The organism is Arthrobacter antibioticus (genome assembly GCF_030063205.1).
Taxonomy (GTDB): Bacteria; Actinomycetota; Actinomycetes; order Actinomycetales; family Micrococcaceae; genus Specibacter.
This window is the reverse complement of sequence record NZ_JASISQ010000004.1, coordinates 315,934-339,550: the sequence shown is the minus strand read 5'-3', so window position 1 is coordinate 339,550 and position 23,617 is coordinate 315,934. Positions and strand designations below refer to the sequence as shown.

General features: G+C 58.5%; 22 protein-coding genes. 16 read left to right on the top strand and 6 right to left on the bottom strand.

What is annotated here, in order from left to right; all coding sequences use genetic code 11:
- Position 1 precedes the first annotated feature (1 nt).
- The 4 genes from QMG40_RS11390 to QMG40_RS11375 form a co-directional block, all read right to left on the bottom strand.
- Positions 2 to 1,519 (bottom strand): sodium/solute symporter, encoded by a 1,518-nt coding sequence (locus QMG40_RS11390; RefSeq protein WP_283531160.1) that lies wholly within the window; start codon positions 1,517 to 1,519, stop codon positions 2 to 4.
- Positions 1,516 to 1,908: a DUF485 domain-containing protein gene (locus tag QMG40_RS11385; RefSeq protein ID WP_283531159.1), complete on the bottom strand. Its 393-nt coding sequence runs from the start codon at positions 1,906 to 1,908 to the stop codon at positions 1,516 to 1,518. The genes QMG40_RS11390 and QMG40_RS11385 overlap by 4 nt, the downstream gene beginning before the upstream one ends.
- Before the next feature lie 16 nt (positions 1,909 to 1,924).
- Positions 1,925 to 2,650 (bottom strand): LytR/AlgR family response regulator transcription factor, encoded by a 726-nt coding sequence (locus QMG40_RS11380; RefSeq protein ID WP_283531158.1) that lies wholly within the window; start codon positions 2,648 to 2,650, stop codon positions 1,925 to 1,927.
- Between the two features lie 65 nt (positions 2,651 to 2,715).
- On the bottom strand, positions 2,716 to 3,936 hold the full coding sequence (locus QMG40_RS11375) for a GAF domain-containing sensor histidine kinase (protein ID WP_459252997.1): 1,221 nt from the start codon (positions 3,934 to 3,936) through the stop codon (positions 2,716 to 2,718).
- Between the two features lie 173 nt (positions 3,937 to 4,109).
- Between QMG40_RS11375 and QMG40_RS11370 the strand changes: the two genes are divergently transcribed.
- Entirely contained in the window at positions 4,110 to 4,478 is a 369-nt protein-coding gene (locus tag QMG40_RS11370; RefSeq protein WP_283531156.1) for a DUF485 domain-containing protein, read from the top strand.
- Between the two features lie 30 nt (positions 4,479 to 4,508).
- Positions 4,509 to 6,134 carry a solute symporter family protein gene (locus tag QMG40_RS11365; RefSeq protein WP_283531208.1) on the top strand — a complete coding sequence of 542 codons (1,626 nt, stop codon included), beginning with the start codon at positions 4,509 to 4,511 and terminating at the stop codon, positions 6,132 to 6,134.
- Between the two features lie 167 nt (positions 6,135 to 6,301).
- Here the strand turns inward: QMG40_RS11365 and QMG40_RS11360 are convergent, their stop codons facing one another.
- A complete protein-coding gene (locus QMG40_RS11360) occupies positions 6,302 to 6,772 on the bottom strand; it encodes an Lrp/AsnC family transcriptional regulator (protein WP_283531155.1) in 471 nt (156 codons plus the stop codon).
- 143 nt (positions 6,773 to 6,915) lie between these two features.
- Here QMG40_RS11360 and pdhA point away from each other — a divergent pair, with 143 nt between their 5' ends.
- From pdhA to QMG40_RS11345, 3 genes are read left to right on the top strand one after another with little or no spacing between them, the layout of a single operon-like run.
- On the top strand, positions 6,916 to 8,073 hold the full coding sequence (gene pdhA / locus QMG40_RS11355) for a pyruvate dehydrogenase (acetyl-transferring) E1 component subunit alpha (RefSeq protein ID WP_283531154.1): 1,158 nt from the start codon (positions 6,916 to 6,918) through the stop codon (positions 8,071 to 8,073).
- Positions 8,070 to 9,080: an alpha-ketoacid dehydrogenase subunit beta gene (locus QMG40_RS11350; protein WP_283531153.1), complete on the top strand. Its 1,011-nt coding sequence runs from the start codon at positions 8,070 to 8,072 to the stop codon at positions 9,078 to 9,080. Before pdhA ends, QMG40_RS11350 begins: the two co-directional genes overlap by 4 nt.
- 2 nt (positions 9,081 to 9,082) lie before the next feature.
- A complete protein-coding gene (locus QMG40_RS11345; protein ID WP_283531152.1) occupies positions 9,083 to 10,465 on the top strand; it encodes a dihydrolipoamide acetyltransferase family protein in 1,383 nt (460 codons plus the stop codon).
- Between the two features lie 97 nt (positions 10,466 to 10,562).
- On the opposite strand, the gene QMG40_RS11340 is transcribed toward QMG40_RS11345, so the two are convergent.
- Positions 10,563 to 11,159 carry an SACE_7040 family transcriptional regulator gene (locus tag QMG40_RS11340; RefSeq protein ID WP_283531151.1) on the bottom strand — a complete coding sequence of 199 codons (597 nt, stop codon included), beginning with the start codon at positions 11,157 to 11,159 and terminating at the stop codon, positions 10,563 to 10,565.
- 113 nt (positions 11,160 to 11,272) lie between these two features.
- On the opposite strand from QMG40_RS11340, the gene QMG40_RS11335 reads away from it, so the two are divergent.
- The 11 genes from QMG40_RS11335 to QMG40_RS11280 all read left to right on the top strand — a co-directional run bounded on the left by QMG40_RS11335 (position 11,273) and on the right by QMG40_RS11280 (position 23,614).
- Positions 11,273 to 12,880, top strand: a complete 1,608-nt coding sequence (locus QMG40_RS11335; protein WP_283531150.1) for a carboxyl transferase domain-containing protein — start codon at positions 11,273 to 11,275, stop codon at positions 12,878 to 12,880.
- A gap of 6 nt (positions 12,881 to 12,886) precedes the next feature.
- A complete protein-coding gene (locus QMG40_RS11330) occupies positions 12,887 to 15,109 on the top strand; it encodes an acetyl/propionyl/methylcrotonyl-CoA carboxylase subunit alpha (RefSeq protein WP_283531149.1) in 2,223 nt (740 codons plus the stop codon).
- Position 15,110: 1 nt separating this feature from the next.
- On the top strand, positions 15,111 to 16,274 hold the full coding sequence (locus QMG40_RS11325) for an acyl-CoA dehydrogenase family protein (protein ID WP_283531148.1): 1,164 nt from the start codon (positions 15,111 to 15,113) through the stop codon (positions 16,272 to 16,274).
- 71 nt (positions 16,275 to 16,345) lie between these two features.
- Entirely contained in the window at positions 16,346 to 17,827 is a 1,482-nt protein-coding gene (locus QMG40_RS17400) for a 3-oxoacid CoA-transferase subunit B (protein WP_459252994.1), read from the top strand.
- Positions 17,824 to 18,348 (top strand): MaoC family dehydratase, encoded by a 525-nt coding sequence (locus tag QMG40_RS11310; protein ID WP_283531147.1) that lies wholly within the window; start codon positions 17,824 to 17,826, stop codon positions 18,346 to 18,348. The genes QMG40_RS17400 and QMG40_RS11310 overlap by 4 nt, the downstream gene beginning before the upstream one ends.
- 48 nt (positions 18,349 to 18,396) lie before the next feature.
- Positions 18,397 to 19,206 (top strand): HpcH/HpaI aldolase/citrate lyase family protein, encoded by an 810-nt coding sequence (locus QMG40_RS11305; protein WP_283531146.1) that lies wholly within the window; start codon positions 18,397 to 18,399, stop codon positions 19,204 to 19,206.
- Between the two features lie 184 nt (positions 19,207 to 19,390).
- Positions 19,391 to 20,605, top strand: a complete 1,215-nt coding sequence (gene dxr / locus QMG40_RS11300; RefSeq protein WP_283531145.1) for a 1-deoxy-D-xylulose-5-phosphate reductoisomerase — start codon at positions 19,391 to 19,393, stop codon at positions 20,603 to 20,605.
- A gap of 22 nt (positions 20,606 to 20,627) precedes the next feature.
- On the top strand, positions 20,628 to 21,959 hold the full coding sequence (locus tag QMG40_RS11295) for a M50 family metallopeptidase (RefSeq protein ID WP_283531206.1): 1,332 nt from the start codon (positions 20,628 to 20,630) through the stop codon (positions 21,957 to 21,959).
- A 113-nt stretch (positions 21,960 to 22,072) separates the two neighbouring features.
- Positions 22,073 to 22,681 (top strand): MarR family transcriptional regulator, encoded by a 609-nt coding sequence (locus QMG40_RS11290; protein WP_283531144.1) that lies wholly within the window; start codon positions 22,073 to 22,075, stop codon positions 22,679 to 22,681.
- 119 nt (positions 22,682 to 22,800) lie between these two features.
- The gene (locus QMG40_RS11285; protein ID WP_283531143.1) at positions 22,801 to 23,319 is read left to right on the top strand and encodes a hypothetical protein; all 519 of its coding nucleotides are present in this window, start codon (positions 22,801 to 22,803) and stop codon (positions 23,317 to 23,319) included.
- A gap of 4 nt (positions 23,320 to 23,323) precedes the next feature.
- The gene (locus QMG40_RS11280; protein ID WP_283531142.1) at positions 23,324 to 23,614 is read left to right on the top strand and encodes a YciI family protein; all 291 of its coding nucleotides are present in this window, start codon (positions 23,324 to 23,326) and stop codon (positions 23,612 to 23,614) included.
- The last annotated feature ends 3 nt before the right edge of the window (positions 23,615 to 23,617 follow it).

Sequence of the window (23,617 nt, the reverse complement as noted above, 5' to 3'; positions counted from 1 at the left end):
GTTAACCGGCTTTGGGCTGACTTGGTGGCGTACGTGGATCCTCTAGCGCAAGAGGACGTTCCGGGACATGTAGTTTGGACATGAACCGTGAAAGTGTTGCACTGCGGCGCTTGGGCGTCGCTTTGGAAACCAGGATGGTCACCAGAAAAGCGGCTGGGACGCTCCAGGCGGCCGGCTGCGTCAGCACATCTCGCCATGGCGAGTCCGGGGCCAGCTGAGAGCCCACAATGATCGCCGTTCCGCATAACACTGCCCCTGTCAGCATCCCTGCCACAGCGCCAACGTCCGTGAGCCCGCGCCACCATATTCCCAGCAAAAGTAGGGGGCAAATGGTCGAAGCGGTGAAGGCAAAAACCAGCCCCACGCTGCCGGCCAATGCCAACGAGTCGGTAACCATGGCAACGCCAAAGGGTACGACGGCGGCAACTATGGCCGCTATCCGGAACCCCCGCACACCACCACCTAGTACGTCTTGGCTGATGACTCCCGCCAAGGAAACCACGAGTCCTGAGGTTGTGGCCAAAAATGCCGCAAAGGCTCCCGCCACGACAAGGGCTGAGAGTAGATCCCCAGCCAGGCCCCCAAATAGTTTTCCAGGCAGCAGCAGCACCGTGGCATCCGGATAACCGTGGGCGGCCAGCTCAGGTAGAAACGCCCTGCCCAGAACTCCGTAAATGGTGGGGAATAGATAAAAAATGGCCAGCAAACCCAGGACTATCAGCGTGGTTCGGCGGGCCGCAGCACCATCGGGATTTGTATAAAAACGTACTAACACATGGGGCATCCCCAGAGTGCCGAACAGCAGTGCAACCAGAAGCGAGAGGGTGCGGTAAGTGCCGTCGCCAGCGAGCGGGTCGGTGATGGGAAACAGTTCGGTGGTAGGCGGTAGCGCCGGCGCCGAGCCGGTGGCCCCTGTCACCAGAAGCAGAATAAAGATGGCGGGCACGGCCAAAGCCGTGAGCTTAAGCCAGTATTGGAACGCTTGAACGAATGTAATTGAGCGCATGCCACCGGTAACAACCGTCAGGCACACAACCACAACAACTGATCCTGCGCCCACCCATGACGGCAGCCCCGTGGTGGTTCGGATGGTCAAGGCTGCACCGTGTAATTGCGGCACAATATAAAACCAGCCCACAACAACCACGAGTACGCTTGTGACATAACGGGCAGTGGTTGATTCGAGCCTGGCTTCGGCAAAGTCAGGGATCGTGTAGGCACCGGAGCGACGTAGGGGAGCGGCTACGAAGAACAGCAGCATCAAGTACCCGCCCGTGTAGCCGATGGGGAACCAGAGAGCGTCTAGTCCAGAGATGACGATGAGTCCGGCGATGCCAAGGAAGCTCGCTGCGGAAAGATATTCACCGCCGATTGCCGAGGCGTTCCACCATGGCTGCACAGTGCGTGAGGCAACATAGAAGTCACTTGTGGTTCGGGAGACGCGCAGCCCATAAAACCCAATGACGGTGGTAGCGACGGAGACAAGAATCAGAGCAGTGTAACCAATTGCTGGGTTCATGCTCCGTCCACCAGGTCACGGTATTGGTCCTCATTTTTGGTTGCTGCCCGCACATAAAGCCAGGCGCAGGCACCAATGATGGGGTACACGCCAACACCGAGCAGTATCCACGGGGCCGGAATGCCCAAGATGACCCAATCGGCAAAAAATGGGACCCATCGGACAAACACCCAGAAAAGCAGTAGGGCGCAAGTGAACCCGGCCGCCACAACCAGGGCGAGCCGCAACTGTGAGCGGATCAGTGAACGCACCATCACTTCGCCCACAGCCGTTTGTTCGGCTACCTCCTGCGACACGCTTGTGCCATCCAAGAAGCGACGGGCCGCAGTACGGGGTGAGGCCACCCTGACGCGTCCCGGGGCTGGCGGACGGCGTGGTCCCATGGTCATTGGCAGTGTCCCTTACTCATGAGTTGGGGCGCACCCTTGTTGCTTGTAAATGCTGACGCAACATGGGGACGTGTCTGCGGCTGACAGGGAGGACAGCGTTGCCTACCGAAACTGTTGGCTTCGCTGCACCAAGTTTCCATGCTGTCACAAATTGCAGGCACACAAGGTAAGACCTATGAATGCGGATGAAGTCCAACTCTGCCCAACGTTGTTCCAAATCAGCCAATGGGATGCGAATCAAGTAGCTGGCCTCGGCTGTGTGCAGCCTGGCGTAGTCGCCTTGAGCCTGGACGAACTTCACGTCATCGAGCCGGATGAGTCTACTGACGCCGCCTTGATCAACTGTGATCATCTCCACCTCGTCCGCTGCTGCCGGGTGGGCTACAAGTTCTACCACTCTGTCAACGGTGCGGGTGAGTCGTTCCGGGCGCAGCGGCTTCAACAGGTAATCGACGGCGGCGAGTTCAAAGGCCTCAAGTGCCCTGTCGTCATCAGCTGTCACAAAGACCACCACTGGCGGATTACTGGAACTGCCAATGACAGCCGCTAGCTCCAGCCCCGATAGCCCGGGCATGTGGATGTCAAGAAATACTGCGTCAATCGTGTGGACAGCAAGCAGCTTGAGAGCCTCCGCGCCGTTCATGGCCCGGTGGATGGCGCCGATCCGCGGGTCCCGGCCCAGGAGGAAGGCGAGCTCTTCAACGGCGGGAAGCTCGTCGTCGGCCACAAGGACATTAATCATGGGGCTAAGCCTAACCGCCGAGGGGCCCCAAACGAACGAAGTGAGTTTGGGGAGGTGGGGAGGCGCTAGGCGTCATGTCCGGGTTGATTCTTGGGCACTGTCATGGTGATCAGCATGCCGTGCCCCATGCCGGTGTCAATGGTGAGCCCGTGCTCGTCGCCGTAAACCTGACGAAGGCGCGCGTCAACATTGCGCAGGCCCACATGCGTGCCGTCGTGCTGACCAGCCAAAACTAGCCGCAGCTGCTCGGGGTCCATCCCCACGCCGTCGTCCTCGATTGTCACTTCCGTGTACGCGCCAAGGTCCCTGGCACAAATCTGCACCAGCCCCTTGCCCACTTTCGCCTCCAGACCATGCCGGACGGCGTTCTCCACCAGCGGCTGCAGGCTCAGGAACGGTATCACTGTGCTGAGGACTTCGGGGGCAATCTGCAGGCTGACCTGCAGGCGTTCACCAAAACGGGCGTTTTCAAGTAGCAGGTACCTATCAATGCAGCGCAGTTCTTCGGCCAGTGTGGTGAAGTCGCCGTGCCTGCGGAAGGAGTATCTGGTGAAGTCGGCGAACTCCACCACCAAATCCCTTGCCCGTTGCGGATCCGTGTTGATGAAGGAGGCGATGGCGTTGAGTGAGTTGTAAATAAAATGCGGACTGATTTGTGCGCGCAGTGCACGCACCTCAGCCTCTGCCAAGAGAGTCCGGGAGGAACTGAGCTCGGCCAATTCCAGCTGAGCCGAAACCCACGCAGCAACCTCATTGGTAGCCCGGACCAGTCCTGCAGAAGGAGTCTTGGATAAAATGATCACCACGCCAACAGCTCGCGAATCAACTTTTAACGGACAAATGACGGCAGCTTTCAACTCACCGCCCTGCAGTGGCAACCCCAGCGCCTCCCGCAGCGGCGCGTCCAGGGTGGCCACCTGGGTGCGTCCGTTACTCAGGGCCTTGGCCGCCAAATCCATGACGACGGCGGAATCGGGCTGCTTAGCGGCGGCGCCTGCCCCATCCCAGGCTAGGAGACGCGAATCATCGGTCATGGCGAACGCTGCGCAGTTCAGCAATGCACGCAACTGTTTGCTGGCCTTCAGCGCCCCTGCCGGCTCCAAACCATTGCGCAACTGCTCTCCAGCTGCTGCCGCCGAATGCAGAGTGGCAAACGTTGCGCGCTCGGCATCGGTACCCAGCTCACGGTAGGAGCGCGAAAGCCGGAAACCCACGGCGGCAACAATCGCGATGGCGGCAATGACGGCTGCGATTGCTGTGATGAGCAAAAGTGTGGAATCGCTCAGTGCGGGAAAGGACATGATCTAAAGACTAGCGGGAGATTCACTGGGCACCATGGTGAAGAAGTTGCCGTTCGGCGCAGTGTCAATGCCGTTCACCGCGGCACCACCCCAACCCCTCGATATTGTGAGCTACCGCACTCCATAGTGAAAGGGATCACACTACTTGAGGAGGAATGATGGGTAATTCAGCCCACGCAAGCACCGAAGGTCCGGTGGACTTTGTTGGCGAACAAAGCTCACAGGAATTCCAGAAGCTCCGTAAGACACACCGGAACTTTGTTTTCCCCGTAGCCATTGGCTTTTTGGTTTGGTACTTCGCCTACGTTCTACTAGCCGCGTACGCGCACGACTTCATGTCCATCAAGGTGTGGGAGAACATCAACGTTGGACTAGTCCTGGGCAGTCTCCAATTCGTCACCACTTTCGGCATCACCACCTGGTATGTCACCTATGCAAACCGGAAGCTCGATCCTCAGGCGGCAGTGATTCGCACCCGTCTTGAGGCTCAGATCGAGGCAGCAGCGACTACCAAGGAAGAGGTTTAGCCCGTGAGTTTATCTCTGATTTTTCCCACTATGGCCCCACTGGCAAAATCGCTCGCCGAGCAAACCAAGGAGAATTCATGGATTAACATCCTGATCTTCGTGGGATTCGTTGCGATCACCATGATTGTGGTGTTCCGGGCCAGCCGAAATAACAAAACTGCAGCCGATTACTACGCGGCTGGGCGCTCCTTCTCCGGTGGCCAGAATGGCACGGCTATTGCCGGAGACTACCTGTCAGCGGCTTCGTTCCTGGGTATTACAGGCGCCATTGCCGTGAACGGCTACGACGGTTTTCTCTACTCCATCGGATTCCTGGTGGCCTGGTTGGTGGCGCTCCTGCTCGTTGCAGAGCTGCTGCGCAACACCGGCAAGTTCACCATGGCTGACGTGCTCTCTTTCCGGCTCAAGCAGCGCCCCGTGCGCATTGCCGCAGCAACCACCACGCTGGTTGTCTGCTTCTTCTACCTGCTGGCCCAAATGGCAGGTGCTGGTGGATTGGTTTCGCTGCTCTTGGGCTTGGACAACTCCAACAAGGTGGGCCAGAACATCGTCATCGCCGTTGTGGGTGTGCTGATGATTGTCTACGTACTGATCGGTGGCATGAAGGGCACCACCTGGGTGCAGATCATCAAAGCGTTCCTGCTCATTATTGGTGCGGCGATCATGACCATCATTGTGCTGGCCATGCACGGCTTCAACCTCTCAACACTCATGGAGGCAGCAGTACAAACCTCCATCGCTGAAGGCGGTGCCGGTGAGGCACTGCTGAACCCGGGCGCCGCGTATGGCAAGGCCCCGCTTGACTTTGTTTCTCTGGCATTGGCACTTGTCCTTGGAACGGCGGCCCTGCCACACGTTCTGATGCGCTTCTACACCGTGCCCACAGCTAAGGAAGCCCGCAAATCTGTTGTTTGGGCCATCTGGTTGATTGGTGGTTTCTACATCTTCACCCTGGTCCTTGGCTACGGCGCGGGTGCCTTGATTGGCAAGGAAGCCATCCTGGCTGCTCCCGGCGGCGTCAATGCCGCTGCTCCGCTGCTTGCCTTCGTAGTGGGTGGACCGATCCTGCTTGGCTTCATCTCCGCCGTTGCCTTCGCCACCATCCTGGCGGTTGTAGCCGGTCTAACCATCACGGCGGCGGCATCCTTTGCGCACGATATCTACTCCAACGTCATCGTCAAGGGCGAGCCCAAGCCGGAGATGGAAGTCAAGGTAGCCCGTCGCACTGTAGTGGTGATCGGTGTGGTCGCCATCGGTGGCGGTATCCTGGCCAACGGTCAGAACATCGCGTTTTTGGTGGCACTTGCTTTCGCCATCGCAGCTTCTGCGAACCTGCCCACAATTATCTACTCATTGTTCTGGAAGAAGTTCACTACTCAGGGTGCGCTGTGGAGCATGTACGGCGGCTTGGCTGCGGCCATCATCCTCATCGCGTTCTCACCGGTTGTTTCCGGTAGCGAGAAGGCCATGATTCCAGGCGCTGACTTCTCCTGGTTCCCGCTGGCGAACCCGGGCATTGTCTCCATCCCCCTGGCATTCTTCCTGGGCTGGTTGGGCACAGTTTTGGATAAGAACACCGAGGATCCCAGGATTCAGGCTGAGATGGAAGTGCGCTCGCTGACAGGTATCGGTGCCGAGAAGGCAGTGGACCACTAAAACCCGCGCTACTGCTCTCTCGCGATGGCTCCGTTCACCGTTTATTACGACGGCGGACGGAGCCTTTCGCGTGCCCCGCCCCACCTCTCCGCCCCGCCTTCACCTCCGTGAGATTGGAGATAATGACACCTCCGCACCGCAGCTGCGCTGACGCGAAGGTTCGTGAATTAGCGTTTCAGCATCCGTTTTAGTAGAGGTGACATGCGGAAGGGAACCAGCTCGTTCATGGCCAGCGATGTTTCTGTACGCTCCACGCCGTCGCAGGAGAGGATCTTGCCGTTAATGCGGAACAAGTCCTCGGCTCCGGTGGAGACCACTTTGACCAACAGATCTGCCCTACCACTGAGTCCATGGGCCTCAACGACTTCAGGGATCTGTGCCAGTGCTGTTGCCAAGGCAGAGATTTTTCGCTGCTGGACATGCACCGAAATAAAGGCTGTCAGAGGGTAGCCCAGCGGGCCGGGGCTGATCCGGTGGTCAAATGGCAGGAACGCATCACGCTTCTCAAGTGCAACCATCCGGGCTTGGACTGTATTGCGAGATATTCCCAATGACTCGGCCATGGCTACCACTGTCTGGCGAGGGTCTTTGATCAGGGCTAGGAGAATCCGTGCATCTGTTCCATCCAAAGTTGACATACTGCGCAGACTAGCACGGTTCAGAGCAGTGAAGTAGTGCATTTTGCTCAACATTATCCTGGGTCATTGCGCCGGATGCATGGCGTGAGTATCGTCACAGTGATAAGAACCACCCCCATTACAATGCAAGGGAGGCGAGCAATATGACCCATTCGCGCCACGAGCCCAAAGGCCCAGCCGCAATGAAAATGCACCAACTCATCACAGCCGACGGAGACCGTGTTGCCGATGAGCTGCTTGACGGATTCGTCAGCGACTTAGATGATCAAAGCCTTCGGAATCTCTACGAAGACATGGTTGTCATTCGTCGAATCGATTTTGAATCCACCGCGTTGCAGCGCCAGGGCCAGCTCGCCCTGTGGCCACCCTTGGTTGGCCAGGAAGCCTCCCAGGTGGGATCGGCGCGGGCGCTTGAAAAAGAAGACTTCATTTTCCCCACATACCGCGAGAACGGCGTTGTTTATTGCCGTGGGGCTGAGATGTCAAAGGCTGTTGGCGTTTGGCGAGGCACAAGCAACACTGGGTGGGATCCGCATGAGTACAACATGGCCACACCTCAGATCATCATCGGCGCACAGACTTTGCACGCCACAGGTTACGCTATGGGGCTAGCCCTTGAAGGCAAGGAATCGTTGGCCATCGCTTATTTGGGCGACGGCGCCACAAGCCAAGGTGATGTGCACGAGGCCATGGTTTTTGCGGCCAGTTTTCAAGCACCCGTAATTTTCTTCTGCCAGAACAACCACTGGGCAATCTCCGAACCGGTTGGACTGCAGTCACATGTCCCGCTGGCCGGGCGCGCTCCAGGGTATGGCATCCCCAGCCTTCAGGTAGACGGCAACGACGTGCTGGCAGTGTTGGCAGCTACTCGATGGGCCGCTCACCGTGCCCGCACCGGAGGCGGTCCCAGCTTCATCGAGGCCGTCACCTACCGGATGGGCCCGCACACCACCGCCGATGATCCTACCCGTTACCGGGGCGTCACGGAGCTGGAGGAATGGGGTGCCAAGGACCCGCTGGCGCGTATGCGCACGTTCCTGATCAACGCCGGCAAGCTCGACGACGAAGCCGAAGCTGCGATCAGCGCAAAAGCTGACGAACAGGCTGCCGCACTCCGGCTTGCCTGCATTAATCTGCCGGATCCCGAGGCCATGAGCCTGTTTGAGAATGTTTATGTGCATGAGCACTCTGAACTCGAGCTCCAACGCGAGCAGTACAGGGCGTATTTAGCATCCTTCGAGCCAGCGACAGCCTCCGCTACACAGGGCGTAAATGCCAACGCACAAAGGAGTGTCTCATGAGTAATTTGACCTTGACACAGGCTATCAACGCCGGGCTGCGGCGTGCGCTTGAAGATGACCCCAAAGTAGTATTGCTGGGTGAAGACATTGGAACTTTGGGTGGTGTTTTCCGCGTAACTGACGGGTTGATGAAGGACTTTGGCTCGCACAGGGTCATCGACACACCCTTGGCTGAATCAGCCATCATTGGAACCGCAGTGGGCCTGGCCTACCGTGGGTTCCGACCGGTGTGTGAGATTCAGTTTGATGGTTTCATCTACCCGGGCTTTGATCAGATTGTCTCCCAGGTCGCCAAACTGCATGCCAGAACCCAGGGCATGGTCCGAATGCCTATGACGATTCGGGTTCCATTCGGTGGTGGAATCGGCTCTCCTGAGCACCACTCCGAATCACCCGAAGCTTATTTTGTGCATACCTCCGGTCTGCGCGTGATCAGCCCTTCAAATCCTCAAGATGCTTACACCATGCTCCGCCAGGCAATCGCAAGCGATGACCCTGTCCTGTACTTTGAGCCCAAGCGTCGGTATCACGTCAAGGGCGAGGTTGACTTAGAGGGAGACCTTACGGCGGCGCCGGCTATGGGTTCGGCACGCATAGTGGAGGCTGGCACGGATGTCACACTCGTTAGCTATGGCCCGTTGGTAAAGACGGCTGTTGACGCTGCCCGTGCGGCGGCTGGCGAAGGCATCTCCATCGAAGTCATCGACCTGCGTTCACTCTCACCGGTGGACTATGCAACAGTTCAGGAATCGGTGCAGCGAACTGGCCGTCTTGTGATCACCCACGAGGCCGCGCGAACCCTAGGGATCGGTGCAGAACTGGCCGCCAGCATCACCGAACGCTGCTTTAATTACCTTGAGAGCGCACCCGTGCGTGTCACTGGTTTCGACATCCCCTACCCGCCTTCAAAGCTCGAGAAGCACCACCTGCCGGATCTTGACAGGATTCTGGACGGCGTCGACCGCGCACTGGGCCGGCCCAACTCTCACACTGGATTGGAATACTGAGAATGATCGCTGAATTCAAGCTCCCCGACTTGGGTGAGGGGCTCACGGAGTCCGAGATTGTCACGTGGCATGTCGCCGTGGGCGATTCTGTGACGCTTAATCAGGTCATAGCAGATGTCGAGACAGCCAAAGCAGTAGTAGAGCTACCGTCACCTTATGCCGGCGTGGTCACAGCCATTGCGCACGAGCCAGGCACGGTGGTTGAAGTGGGCGAAGTCATTATCGCCTTTGACATCCCGAATGTCGAGGGCAGCGACACGGCCTCTGCTGACACTGCTGCTGAGGAGAGCGCGCCAAAACGTGTGCCAACCCTCGTCGGATATGGGGCAGACCCGGAAACATCTTCAACTCCTGTGCGCCGGGCACGCAACAGGGCCGCAGAAAGTGCGCCAGCTGCTGTTGCACCTCCAACCCCGGTAGCACCCCCTGCCGCGCCCGCTCCGCCGGCACCTGTTGTTGGCGAACCTGCTGAGACGTTGCAAATGCAGGCGGATCGGCCGCGGTCAACTCCGCCAGTACGCAAATTGGCGCGGGATCTGGGTGTTGATTTGGAAGCAGTAACAGGTTCGGGCGAGCGAGGACTTATCACCCGCGATGACGTGGTGACTTTCGCCGGAAGCCAGGAAGCTGGCGCCTCAACCCCGGAAATAAGTCAGAGTGTGCCCAGGAAATCTGGGAATCTGGAACGGGAGGAACGTGTACCCATCAAGGGTGTGCGTAAGTTCATGGCATCGGCCATGGTGGAAAGTGCTTTCACGGCACCGCATGTGAGCGAGTTCTTGACCATTGATGTCACTGCCGGAATGGACTTCCTTGCCAAGCTGCGGGCCAGGAAAGACTTTGCCGGGGTCAAGGTGACACCGCTGACACTCGCTGCCAAAGCCGTCAGTTTGGCCGTGGCACGGCATCCCGCCCTGAACTCTCACTGGGATGAAGAAAATCAGGAAATTGTGAACTTCAATTACCTGAACCTCGGCATTGCCGCGGCCACTCCGCGAGGTCTGGTGGTGCCTAATATCAAGGACGCCCAAGAGCTGGGGCTGCGCGGACTGGCAACAGCCCTGGGCAATCTGGCGGATACGGCGCGGGCAGGCAAAACACCTCCTGCTGACTTAGCTGGCGGCACCTTTTCCATCACAAACATTGGTGTGTTTGGTATTGACGCCGGCACTCCGATCCTGAACCCCGGCGAGGCAGGCATCCTGGCGCTGGGTGCGGTGCGCACCATGCCCTGGGAATACCAGGGTGAGGTGGCACTGCGCCAGGTAATGACATTGAGTTTGTCATTCGATCACAGGCTTGTGGACGGCGCACAAGGTTCACGTTTCCTTTCGGATGTGGGCTCCGTGCTGGCTGACCCGGCCATGGCCTTGGTGATTGCCTAACAACGCCCAAGCTGAGCTGCGCGGTCAGCCGCGCAGCTCAGCGGCGTGTTTGCGTGAATATTAGTAGGCAATGGAGGCGGTCAGCTCAGTACAACGTCTAGACGCCGGTCAGTGAGGCCCACGCCATCGCCTCAAGCACCGGTCTAGCCGGGGGGTTCTGGGCTCCGTGGATGTGGACGCTGTGAGGAGTTGAGTTGATCAGGCCAAAAACGGCGTGTGCCTGCAGCCGGCAAGTAGCGGCTCCGCGCTGCGGGAAAAGCCGGCCCAGTACCTCAACCCACAGCTCCACATAGGCGCGCTGTAATGATCGGACGGAAGCTCGCTCAGCCTTGCCCAAGCTCTCAAAGTCCCTGTCCTGGACCCGGATGACGTCAGGCTTTGTGAGGGCAAAATCGACGTGGAAGGCGATCAGGGCGTGCAGGGAGGCATCGGGGTTGGGCGTTGATTCAAGCACGGAGCGCCCCCCGGCCAGCAGCTCCTCACTGACATCCACCAGCAGAGCCCCCAAAAGTGCTTGTTTGCCGTTGAAATGTCTATACACGGCAGGGCCACTTACCCCGACAGCGGCCCCCAGATCTTCAATGGAGACGCCATTGAAGCCGCGCTGGGCGAACAGCGTCGCTGCGGAGGTCAGCAGGGCGGAACGGCGATTGGCTTTTGCCTGGGTGCGGGGCGTTACGGGTTGTTGATTCATATCTACCCCTGACGTAGGAACTGTGCTGGACAACCAAGAAATCACAGACTAACCTGAAACTCAGTTAGTGGTTATTAACTTAGTGTAGCTTTGATTGAGCAAATGAGGGGTCGATGGAGACTTTGCAGAGCCAGGTGGAACCCGCCGGGGAAGCGTTCGAGCGCAACGGTGCACAGCAGCGCACTTTGGTGGAGGAACTGCGGCAGAACCTGCGGAGAACATCGCTGGGTGGGTCGGAAAAATCCCGCGAGCGTCACATTTCACGCGGTAAGCTGCTGCCTCGGGACAGAGTTGACCATCTTCTGGATGCAGGCAGCCCGTTCCTTGAAGTTGCTCCGTTGGCAGCCCATGAAATGTACGACGGCGCGTCCCCCGGAGCCGGTGTGATCGCCGGCATCGGGATGGTGCGGGGTCGCCACGTGATGATTGTGTGCAACGACGCCACGGTCAAGGGCGGCACCTACTATCCCATGAGCGTGAAGAAGCACCTTCGCGCCCAAGAAATTGCCCTTGAGAACCAACTGCCGTGCATTTACCTTGTGGATTCCGGTGGTGCCTTCCTGCCCAAACAAGATGAAGTGTTCCCCGATAAAGAGCACTTTGGCCGGATCTTTTTCAATCAGGCCCAGATGTCTGCGAAGAAGATTCCGCAGATCGCCGCTGTGATGGGCTCCTGCACCGCTGGCGGCGCCTATATGCCGGCCATGAGTGATGAAACTGTCATTGTCCGCAACCAGGGCACCATCTTCTTGGGCGGCCCGCCCTTGGTAAAAGCCGCCATCGGTGAAATTGTGACGGCAGAGGAACTCGGAGGTGGAGACGTCCATGCCAGTATCTCCGGTGTGGTGGACCATCTGGCGGAAAATGATGAACATGCTCTTGCTATTATCCGGGATATTGTTGCCACCCTGCCACCGAACCCGGCCCCGGCATGGGCTGTAGAGGAAAGCCGCGAACCCCTGGTGGATCCCGCGGAACTCTACGGGGCCGTACCCACCGACTTGAACACCCCTTACGATATTCGTGAGGTGATAGCCCGGCTGGTGGACGGCAGCAAGTTCCACGAATTCAAAAAGAACTACGGCACCACTCTTGTCACGGGTTTTGCCACCCTGCATGGACACCCGGTGGGCATCGTAGCCAACAACGGAGTGCTCTTTAGCGAATCGGCCATGAAGGGCGCCCACTTTATTGAGCTGTGCGACCAGCGCGGCATCCCCTTGATTTTCCTGCAGAACCTTAACGGGTTCATGGTCGGCAAAGACTATGAGCACGGTGGTATTGCCAAGCACGGAGCCAAGATGGTCACCGCCGTCGCCACCGCGCGTGTACCAAAACTGACTGTTATTGTGGGTGGCTCTTTTGGCGCCGGGAACTATTCCATGTGCGGTAGGGCCTACAGCCCGCGATTCTTATGGATGTGGCCGGCCGCCCGCATATCTGTCATGGGAGGTAACCAGGCGTCCTCGGTTTTGGCCACGGTGAAACGGGATGCCTACGAAAGGAATGGGGAACAGTGGACCCCGGCCCAGGAAGCTGAGTTCAAGGCTCCCATTCTGGCCCAGTATGAAGACCAGGGTAGCCCGTACTATTCCACCGCGCGTCTCTGGGACGACGGCATTATTGACCCCGCGGACACCCGCACAGTTTTGGGGCTTGCCCTGGACGTGTGTGCCCGGACCGCGCTGCCCGAGACCGCTTTCGGTCTCTTTAGGATGTGAGCCACCATGACAACACTTACCCAGTCCAGTCCGCACGAACCAAAGCCTCCTGTTCCACCGCTTTTTGATACGGTCCTGGTGGCCAACCGTGGGGAGATTGCCTGCCGCGTCATCCGCACTCTAAAGGATCTGGGCATCCGATCGGTGGCTGTATATTCAGTGGCCGACGCCGGAGCCCGGCACGTGCGTGAAGCCGACCAGGCTGTTTGTATAGGGCCCGCCGCCGCCGCTGAAAGCTACCTGAATATAGCGGCGGTAGTGGCGGCGTGCCGTGAATCAGGGGCCCAGGCAGTCCACCCGGGCTATGGGTTCCTGTCCGAAAATCTTGCCTTCGCGCAGGCTCTGCAAGACGCTGGGATCACCTTCATTGGTCCCAACATTCAGGCCCTGAATGTTATGGGAGATAAGATCCGTTCCAAGAATCACGTGGTAGCTGCAGGGGTGCCTGTGGTGCCCGGGATTTCCCAGCCGGGATTATCTGACGCCGATCTGATAGCGGCCGCTGTGGACATCGGATATCCGCTCCTGATCAAGCCCTCCGCCGGAGGTGGCGGCAAAGGCATGCACAGCGTTTTCTGTGCTGAGGACCTGCCAGCAACTCTGGCCACGGCCCGCCGTGTGGCTGCTGCCGCATTTGGTGATGACACGCTTTTTCTTGAACGGCTGGTCGCCAACCCGAGGCACATTGAAGTACAAATTTTGGGTGACAACTTTGGCAATGTCATTCATCTAGGCGAAAGGGAGTGCTCACTCCAGCGCCGCCACCAGAAAGTCATTGAAGAAGCCCCGTCACCGTTGCTTGAGGGGATGGACTGCGGCGAAGAGGTTCGTCAGCGCATTGGGGCAGCGGCGTGTGCTGCGGCCGCCAGTGTGAACTATACGGGTGCAGGAACCGTGGAATTCCTGGTATCCAACGACAAACCAGATGAGTTCTTCTTCATGGAGATGAACACCCGCCTCCAGGTTGAACACCCCGTGACTGAAATGGTGGCCCGTGCCAAGGGGGAGGCCCTTGATCTGGTGCGTTGGCAGGTTCGGATAGCCGCAGGGGAGAAGCTCAGCTTCACTCAGCAGGATGTCAGCTTGGAAGGCCATGCAGTTGAGGCCCGCGTCTATGCCGAAAATCCGGCGCAAGGATTCCTGCCAGCGGCCGGGACAGTGGTGGCGTTGGATGAATCCGTGGCCCATCGCTCTGGACTGCGCGTTGACAGCTCACTCATGCAGGACCTGGAAATTTCCGCAAACTACGATCCCATGCTTGCAAAGGTCATCGCGTGGGGAAGGGACAGAGTGCAAGCTCTGGGACGGCTGGATGAGGCCCTGCGCGATTACATGGTGCTGGGAGTACCCACCAATATTGAATATCTGCGCCTGCTCATCAATGATCCCGATGTTCAAGCCGGGCGCCTCGACACCACCTTGATTGAACGCAAACTCCCGGAGCTGTCCTTTAGAACTGTTGACGCCGGAGATTACGCAGCGGCAGCCTTGGTTGTGCGGGCAGTTGAGCAGTCAGGTGCGCTGGGGCGGGGCAAAGCCATGGGAGAAACTTCCTGGCACGGAACAGATGGCTGGCGGTTAGGTGATTCCGCGCCATGGCGGATGTCGTGGGCCGCTGGCGAACGCACGGCAGTGGTGAGAGTCAGCGGAAGCAGAGACGGCGGAAGCAGAGTCAGCGGAAGCAAAGATGGCGACGGCGGGAAAGGTCCCGGCGTCGTGCAGGTCATGGGGCCGGAAATATCCGATTCCGAACCCGCACAACTGATTATGCAGGCTAACGCCCAGGGGCGAACAGGACACGCCGTGACTATGCGGTGGTCGGATCAGGAACGCGAATACCAGATCGCGGTGGCTGGCAAGAGAGTTTTTCTGGGCAATGCCGGCTGGAGTGCGCAGCTGCAACGTCTGGACCGTGAGGAGGCAACCGCGCGAATGCTTGCGGGCCTTGAGCGTGAACATGCCAGCGCCGATCCGCAGGTACGCAGCCCCATGCCGGGCACCGTCACCATGCTCAATGCGGCCACGGGAGATCAGGTTGTGCCAGGGACGGTACTACTCGCGGTGGAGGCCATGAAGATGGAACACCAGCTGGTAGCTGCGATCGCCGGCACAGTGCACATCAGCGTCGCTGTTGGGGCGCTGGTTAAAGCAGAGCAAGTCCTGGCCCATGTGGTCCCCGATCAAACAATTGAAAACCCACCAGCAACTCCAAACCCTGAAGGGGAATAATATGCCAAATTTTGAGCTCAATGACGAGTACCAGGCCCTCAGCGACATGGTGCGGGACTTTGCCGACAACGTGGTGGCACCGGTCGCGGCAAAGCACGACCAGGAGCACAGTTTTCCCTACGAGATCGTCTCTCAGATGGGCGAACTTGGCCTGTTTGGGCTGCCTTTCCCGGAGGAGTTTGGCGGCATGGACGGGGACTACTTTGCCCTCTCCCTAGCGCTGGAACAGCTGGGCCGGGTGGATCAGTCGGTGGCCATCACCTTGGAGGCGGGAGTGTCCCTGGGGGCCATGCCTGTGCACCGCTTCGGCACACAAGCCCAAAAGGAGCAGTGGCTGCCCTCCCTGACCTCCGGAGCAGCGTTGGCAGGCTTTGGTCTGACCGAGCCCGACGCCGGATCCGACGCCGGTGGGACCGCCACCAAGGCGCGCCTTGAGAACGGGGAATGGGTGATCGATGGCAGCAAGCAGTTCATCACGAACTCAGGCACGGACATCACCAAGTTTGTCACCGCCACTGCCGTAACCGGGACCTCCGAACGCAAGGATGGGTCGGTGAAAAAGGAAATCTCCACCATCATTGTGCCCAACGGAACGCCCGGATTCACGGTTGAGAAGGCCTACAACAAAGTTGGCTGGAACGCCTCGGACACCCACCCGCTGAGTTTCGCCAATGTTCATGTTCCCGAAGAAAACCTGTTGGGCGAACGTGGCCGTGGCTATGCCAACTTCCTGTCCATCCTGGATGAGGGCCGGATTGCCATTGCGGCCCTTGCCACAGGTGCGGCGCAAGGTTGCGTGGATGAGTCGGTCCGCTACGCGAAGGAACGCAGCGCATTTGGTCACAATATTGGCCACTATCAGGGCATTTCCTTCAAAATCGCGCGCATGCAGACCCGTGCGCACCTAGCCCGACTGGCCTATTACGATGCCGCCGCGCGCATGCTGGCAGGCAAGCCTTTCAAGACTGAAGCGGCCATCGCTAAGATGGTCGCAAGCGAGGCGGCCATGGACAACGCACGGGACGCCACGCAGGTCTTTGGCGGCTACGGCTTCATCAATGAGTTCTCCGTAGCTAGGCATTACCGGGATTCAAAGATTTTGGAGATCGGCGAGGGCACCACCGAGGTCCAGCTGATGCTCATCGCCCGCGATCTGGGCCTCTAAACCGACTGGGCCTCTAAACCGACTGGGCCTCTAAACCGACTGGGCCTCTAAACCGACTGAAAGGTACCGCCATGATCAACAAAGTAGTTGCCTCCCCGGCTGCGGCAATCCATGACATTACTGACGGTGCATCCCTGGCCGTAGGCGGCTTCGGCCTGTGCGGGATACCCGTGGCATTGATTCAAGCTGTCCATGACGCTGAGGTTTCCCAGCTGGAAACTATCTCTAACAACTGCGGAGTTGATGATTGGGGCCTTGGCATCCTGCTTCGAGATGGACGGATCCGGCGCACCATTTCCTCCTACGTGGGGGAGAACAAGGAATTTGCCCGTCAGTTCCTTGCCGGTGAGCTTGAAGTTGAGCTCACACCGCAGGGCACGCTGGCCGAGAAGCTGCGTGCAGGTGGTGCTGGTATACCGGCTTTCTACACCGCCGCAGGGGTGGGCACACAGGTCAGTGAGGGTGGCCTGCCTCGGATGTACGACGGCGCTGGCGGGGTTGGCGTAGCCTCCCCACCCAAGGACGTGCGTACCTTTGGTGAGGCAGAGTTTGTGTTGGAGGAGTCTCTGACTCCCGACTTCGCCCTGGTCCATGCCTGGAAGGGGGATAAGCACGGGAACCTGATCTTCCACGCCACCGCCATGAACTTCAATCCACTGTGCGCCATGGCCGGACGCATCACTATTGCAGAGGTGGAAGAGCTTGTGGAACCCGGAGAGCTGGATCCCGAGCACGTCCATGTTCCCGGGATTTTTGTTCAGCGGGTGGTTCATGTTCCAGCTGGTACCCCGGGGAGTGAGAAGCGTATTGAAAAGCGCACGGTATCTGTTCCGGCAGATGCGGTTGCTCAGACCTCCGAACCAGCCCCGGCGGTAGGTAACACGGCAGTAAGCAAAGCCGTGCCGCTGACCCGCAATGAGCTGGCCGCACGGGTGGCACGCGAGTTGCACAACGGCCAATACGTCAACCTCGGTATTGGTATGCCCACGTTGATCCCCAACTACATCCCTGAGGGTGTGGAGGTGGTGTTGCATTCAGAAAACGGGCTCCTTGGCATTGGACCCTACCCGCTGGAAGCTGATGTGGATTCAGATCTGATCAATGCCGGTAAGGAAACCGTCACCGCCAATAAAGGGGCCGCGTTCTTTGATTCGGCTACCTCGTTTGGCATGGTGCGTGGCGGGCACATTGATGTTGCCGTCTTGGGGGCCATGCAGGTTGCCGCTAACGGTGATCTGGCGAACTGGATGATTCCTGGCAAAATGGTCAAGGGTATGGGTGGGGCCATGGACCTGGTATTCGGTGCCAAGAAACTCATTGTCATGATGGAACATGTGGACAAGTACGGGGCACCAAAGATTGTCCCCGCGTGTACTTTGCCACTGACTGGAAAAGGCTGTGTTGATCTGATCATCACTGACCTAGCCGTTATTGAGGTCACCCCCGACGGACTGGTGCTGAAGGAATTGGCCCCCGGAGTCAGCGTGGAGCAGATAGTTGGTGCAACCGGAGCGCCGCTGAACGTGGAGATGCATGATCTGGACAACGTATGAGTGAGCTGCGGGCCACGCCAGAGCCCACTGACGTTGATCCCCTGACCACGCCTGCCGTGGTGAGGCAAAGAGGGTTGTTCTTTGAAGAACTCCAGGTTGGTGTGCTGTATCAGCACCGTCCTGGGCGAACACTGACCGAGACGGACAACGTTTTGTTCACCACCATGACCATGAACACTCAGGCGCTGCATCTTGATGCCGCATTCAGTGAGGGGCAGCCGTTTGGCCAGCGCCTCATGAACTCCATGTTCACTCTGGCCACCATGGTGGGCCAATCCGTGGCCCAGCTGACGCAGGGGACCATTGTGGCGCAACTGGGAATGAGCGATATTTCCTTCCCGCATCCGCTGTTCCATGGCGATACCCTGTACACCGAAACGGTAGTCACGGACAAGCGGCTTTCCGCCTCCCGACCCGGTCAGGGGATTGTGACTATGGAACACACCGGACGCAACCAGTCCGGCGTCGTGGTTGGAAAAGCCAGCAGGACTGCACTTTTCTGGCTTAAGCCAACCAACTAGAACGCCAACTATAAGGAGCACGCTATTTCTCGCTACAGCGAATTCACCATGGGACCGGCACTCTTGTTCGCACCTGCTGACAGGCCTGAGCGGTTCGCCAAGGCCGCCGAGCGCTCGGATGCTGTGATTGTGGATCTAGAGGATGCCGTGGCGCCAGCGGCCAAAGCCCAGGCCCGCGAAAATATGCTCAATTCCACCCTGGATCCGGCAAAAACAATGATCCGGATCAACGCCCTGGACACGGCTGAGTCCGCATTGGATCTAGCCGCCGTGCGTGCGAGTAAATTCACCACCATCATGGTGGCCAAAGCTTCTCACGTCGATGCCATCGCAGCGCTGAGCGATTTTAGTGTGGTGGCGCTGTGTGAAAGTGCGGCAGGGGTCCTGGCGGCTGCCAAACTGGCCGAACTTCCCAACGTTGTTGCGCTCATGTGGGGTGCTGAAGATCTGGTGGCCTCCCTTGGCGGTACCTCCAGCCGCTTTGTCCGCGGCCCACAGGCGGGTGGATACCGTGCCGTGGCAACCCACGCGCGCTCGCAGGTACTGCTGGCCGCTGGGGCTGCGGGCAAAGTTGCTATTGATTCCATCTACGCCGATTTCGCGGACCTTGCTGGGCTGGCTGAAGAGGCGGAAGACGCTGTGGCCAGCGGCTTCGGTGCCAAGGCCAGCATTCATCCCTCCCAGGTTGCCGTGATCCGCGACGCTTACCGTCCCACTGCTGCGGAGGTGAGCGCGGCTGGCGAATTATTGGCGGCGGCCGATGCCGCAGGGACCGGCGTATTCGCCTACAAGGGGCAGATGGTGGATGGCCCAATTTTGCTCCACGCCAAGCAAACCCTGCGCCGCTCCGCCACCTAACCCCTGACGCTCGCTCACTCCACGTTGTGTTTTCCCTGACGCTCGCTCACCTAAGGTTCTGTTCAGGAACGGGATTGAGCATGCCGGAGTCCCCACGGGATGTTGCGTTGAAACGGAGAGCTTTTTCCGCGGCTTGAGCCATGGTGAGTACCTGGCCTGGCCACTAGTGCGGAATACTGGTGTTATGGCGAATCGTAAAATAATCATCCTCGGCTCAACTGGTTCTGTCGGCACACAGGCGATGGATGTTGTGGAACATGCCAAGCTGGCCGATGGGAGCCCGCGCTTTACCGTCACAGCGCTAAGCGCTGGCGGAAACAACCTTGATTTGCTGGCCCGGCAGGCTGTTGAACTGCGGGTTTTGGCGGTGGGTACGGCGTCGGACGACGCCGGTCGCTTGCGTTCGCTGATTGACTCACATGCCGCTGCGGCTGGCCTGAAAGGCTTTGCACCAGAGATCTTGGCCGGAGCGGATGCTTCGACACGTATTGCCGCGTGGGGAGCGGGGACAGCCTCTGCCGCTGATGTGGTGCTTAATGGCATCACCGGATCCATTGGGTTGGCGCCCACGTTGGCGGCGTTGGGGACAACCGCCATTTTGGCGCTGGCCAACAAAGAGTCATTGATTGTTGGCGGAGCTTTGGTTAAAGACGCCGCTTCGCCGGGTCAATTGGTCCCTGTGGACTCAGAACATTCAGCCCTGGCCCAAGCCCTGCGTTCAGGCTCTGCGGATGAAGTAGACAAGCTGATAGTGACAGCGTCCGGCGGACCTTTCCGCGGCCGCAGCCGGGAAGAGTTGGCGCATGTCACACCGGAACAGGCACTCAACCACCCCACATGGGATATGGGCCCCATGGTCACCACAAATTCAGCGACATTGGTCAACAAGGGGCTGGAAGTCATTGAAGCCCATCTGCTTTTCGATGTGCCGCTAGATCGAATTCAAGCTGTAGTCCATCCGCAATCGGTGGTCCATTCAATGGTGCAGTTCACGGACGGTTCCACGCTGGCCCAGGCTTCCCCGCCGGATATGCGGCTGCCCATCGCCATGGGATTGGGATGGCCGGATCGAGTACCCGGGGCAGTTCCGCCCTGTGACTGGACAAAGGCTGCCACCTGGACATTTGAGCCACTGGATAACGTGGCGTTTCCCGCCGTCGAACTTGCCAAGGACGCTGCGCGTCGGGGGAGTACCTGCCCTGCCGTATATAACGCTGCCAACGAAGAAGCAGTCCATGCTTTTCACGCCGGGCGGATAAGCTTTCTGGATATTGTGGACACGATTGCGCAGGTTCTCAGCGAACACACACCCGGTTCGCAGCTGACGCTCGAAACCGTATTGGAAGCTGAAGTCTGGGCACGGGCGCGAGCCAACGAGTTATTGGATGCCAAGGTTTAGAACAATTGAGCAAAGAAAGTAAATTGTGACTGTACTGCTTTTCATCGGTGGAGTGGCCTTCGTAGCCATTGGTATTGCCGTGTCCATCGCCTTGCATGAAGTGGGCCACCTGCTGCCCGCCAAACTGTTCAACGTTCGCGTAACGCGGTACATGATTGGTTTTGGACCCACAATGTTCTCCCGCAAAAAGGGTGAAACTGAATACGGTATCAAGGCCATTCCCGCCGGTGGCTATGTGGCGATGGTGGGGATGTACCCACCGAACCGTTCCGATGGCAGTGTGCGCCCCTCCAGCACCGGCATGTTTCAAACCTTGGCCAGCGAAGCGCGCAGTGCTGCCCACGAAGAAGTTGGCCCGGAGGATTCCAACAGGGTGTTCTATAAACTGCCCGTCTGGAAAAAGATCATCATCATGCTGGGCGGGCCCTTCATGAATCTACTGATCGGCGTTGTGCTCATGGCAGTGCTGTTGATGGGGTTTGGCTCTGCGCAAGCCACCACAACGCTTTCTGAAGTCAATGCGTGTCAGGTGGCCTATGGCCAACCTGTGCCCACCGACCTAAATAACTGCACCAAAACTCCAGCCGCCGCGGCCGGACTGCTTCCAGGGGATTCCATCACGTCCTTTGATGGTCAGGCCGTCACGGATTGGACTGCTTTTACAGAGCGAGTTCGAGCCTCTGCAGGCAAGAACGTAGCCCTCGTGTACGAACGTGGCGGGAAGAGCATCTCCACCACCATTACCCCGGTTTTGACTGCGCGTCCCGTCATTGACGCCAATGGATTGGCGCAAGTGGATGACGCTGGCAAAGCGGTTACCGTGCAAGCGGGTTTCCTTGGAGTTGGCCCCACCTCAGCCATGGTGCCGCAGCCGGCCTCGGCCGTGCTGCCGGCGGTGGCCCACAACGTCACTCAAATTGGCGGTGTGGTCTTCCAACTGCCACAGAAACTTGTTGGTGTGGCCAAAGCAGCATTTAGTTCCGAACCGCGAGATCCCAACGGTCCCATCTCTGTTGTTGGTGTTGGGCGTGTAGCCGGTGAAGTTGCAGCCATGGAGGAGGTGCCGCTCAGTGCCCGGGCCGCAACACTCATCGGTTTGCTGGCCGGAGTGAACCTGGCATTGTTTGTCTTCAACCTCATTCCGTTGCTCCCGCTCGACGGCGGTCACGTCCTAGGTGCGCTATATGAAGGTGCGCGGCGCATTGTTGCCAAGGTATTCAAGCGACGGGACCCAGGTCCCTTCGACATCGCCAAGCTATTGCCGGTCACCTATGTGGCAGCCATAGTCCTGATAGGCATGGGTGCGCTGTTGATTTATGCTGACATTGTGAAGCCTGTCAATCTCTTCGGATAGGGAGAGTTGCTTCGTGGTCTTGTTGGTTTTTTTACAGGCGCACAGTCCGCAAATTCTCCCCCAGACAAACATAAACGGTTGATTACTAGGAAACAATCAATTATGGTTTAGTCATGTTTGTTTTGACGATCGATCAGCGTGGTAGCCGCGTTCATGGCGATAAAGTTCCGCGGCTTTTGGCCGCGCTTGCCGACATTGACGCTCTTCGCGGCTTCGAGCGCTCTGTTGGTGATGAAGTGCAAGGAGTTATTGCGGACCCTGACGCGGTGGTTGAAGTGGTGGCGAGGGTTTTACGTGTTCATGATTGGTACATCGGGATAGGGGTCGGAGATGTGGGTCTACCCTTGCCTCCCAGCTCGCGCGAAGGAGCGGGCAATGCCTTTGTTGCCGCCCGCGAAGCTGTTGATGCTGCCAAAAAAACGGGCGAACGTGTCCCACTCAGTGTCAGAACTGTAGCCGGCTCGGAATGGGCGGATGCAGCAGAAGCTGTCCTGGTCTTGTTTGGTGATCTGATCCGGCGGCGGTCCCAAGCTGAATGGCGGGTTTTGGATGCGCTTAAGGCCTCTCCCAACTCGACGCAAAAACAGGTTGCAGCTCACTTGGGGATCAGCCCTCAAGCCGTCAGTAAGGCGATTCTCCGATCAGGTCACCACGAAGAGCTCAACGGACGTAAGGCAGCCAGGCTGCTCCTAAACCACGTAGAACCTGTCTCACACGGCTGAACTTTTCAGGCCCCGGCCCCTCTGGAATGTCAGTGCAGGGCGCTAGTGTGAAAGTCCTGAACTATTTCTCGCGACGATGCCAGCAGCTGCTCCGCAGTGGGCTGGCTTAAGGAGGCACCATGGAAGCGATCTGGATTGCTGTGGCCTTGATCGTGGCTGTGGCTGGTGGGTGGCCAGTCACAGCCGGCATTTTAGTGTTGGCGAAGTCCAAGCCAGTGCTGGCAATCGATGCCGCAGAGTCCATTGAGAGCCCGGCGCCAACGCCAATCAGTGAATTACCTCCTGCTGCTGGCACGGAAATGACATCTGAAGTGCAGATGAGCACGGTCGAGGAAACTCCGGGCAGAACTGGAACTACTCCCGAAGAAGGCAGCGGGTCCGGGCCCCCAGCTACAGGTGAGGTTTTGCGCGGAGGCCTGCTTATTGGGTTTCTTGAACGTGCGGCTGTCGCCGTGGCCATCCTCTCCGGTCAGCCGGTGGCGATTGCCTATGTGGTGGCTATCAAGGGTTTGGGCAGGTATCCGGAATTGAAAAATACGCCAGGAGCCAGTGAGCGCTTTATTATTGGCACGCTAGCCTCGATGTTGTGGGCGGCCAGTGTTGCGGTCCTCGTGAAAACCCTGCTGCATATAGGCTGAAACTATGTTTATTTTCGCTGTTGAGTATATTTATGGTCCGGAAGCTGAAGCAGCCCGTGTGGAGTACCGCCCCAAGCACAGGGAATGGCTTGCCGCCCAGGCAGAGGCTGAAGTGGTGTTGGCTTCCGGTCCTTACGCTGACGGGGCCGGGGCGCTGCTGATTTTCCGCGCAGAAAATGAAGCTGCTGTGCAACAGATTGTTTCTCAGGATCCAATGACGATTGGTGGCGGCGTGACCGGTTTGAAGATTTCCGGCTGGAATCCTGTGATCGGTCAACTCAGTCAATACGTGTGATAG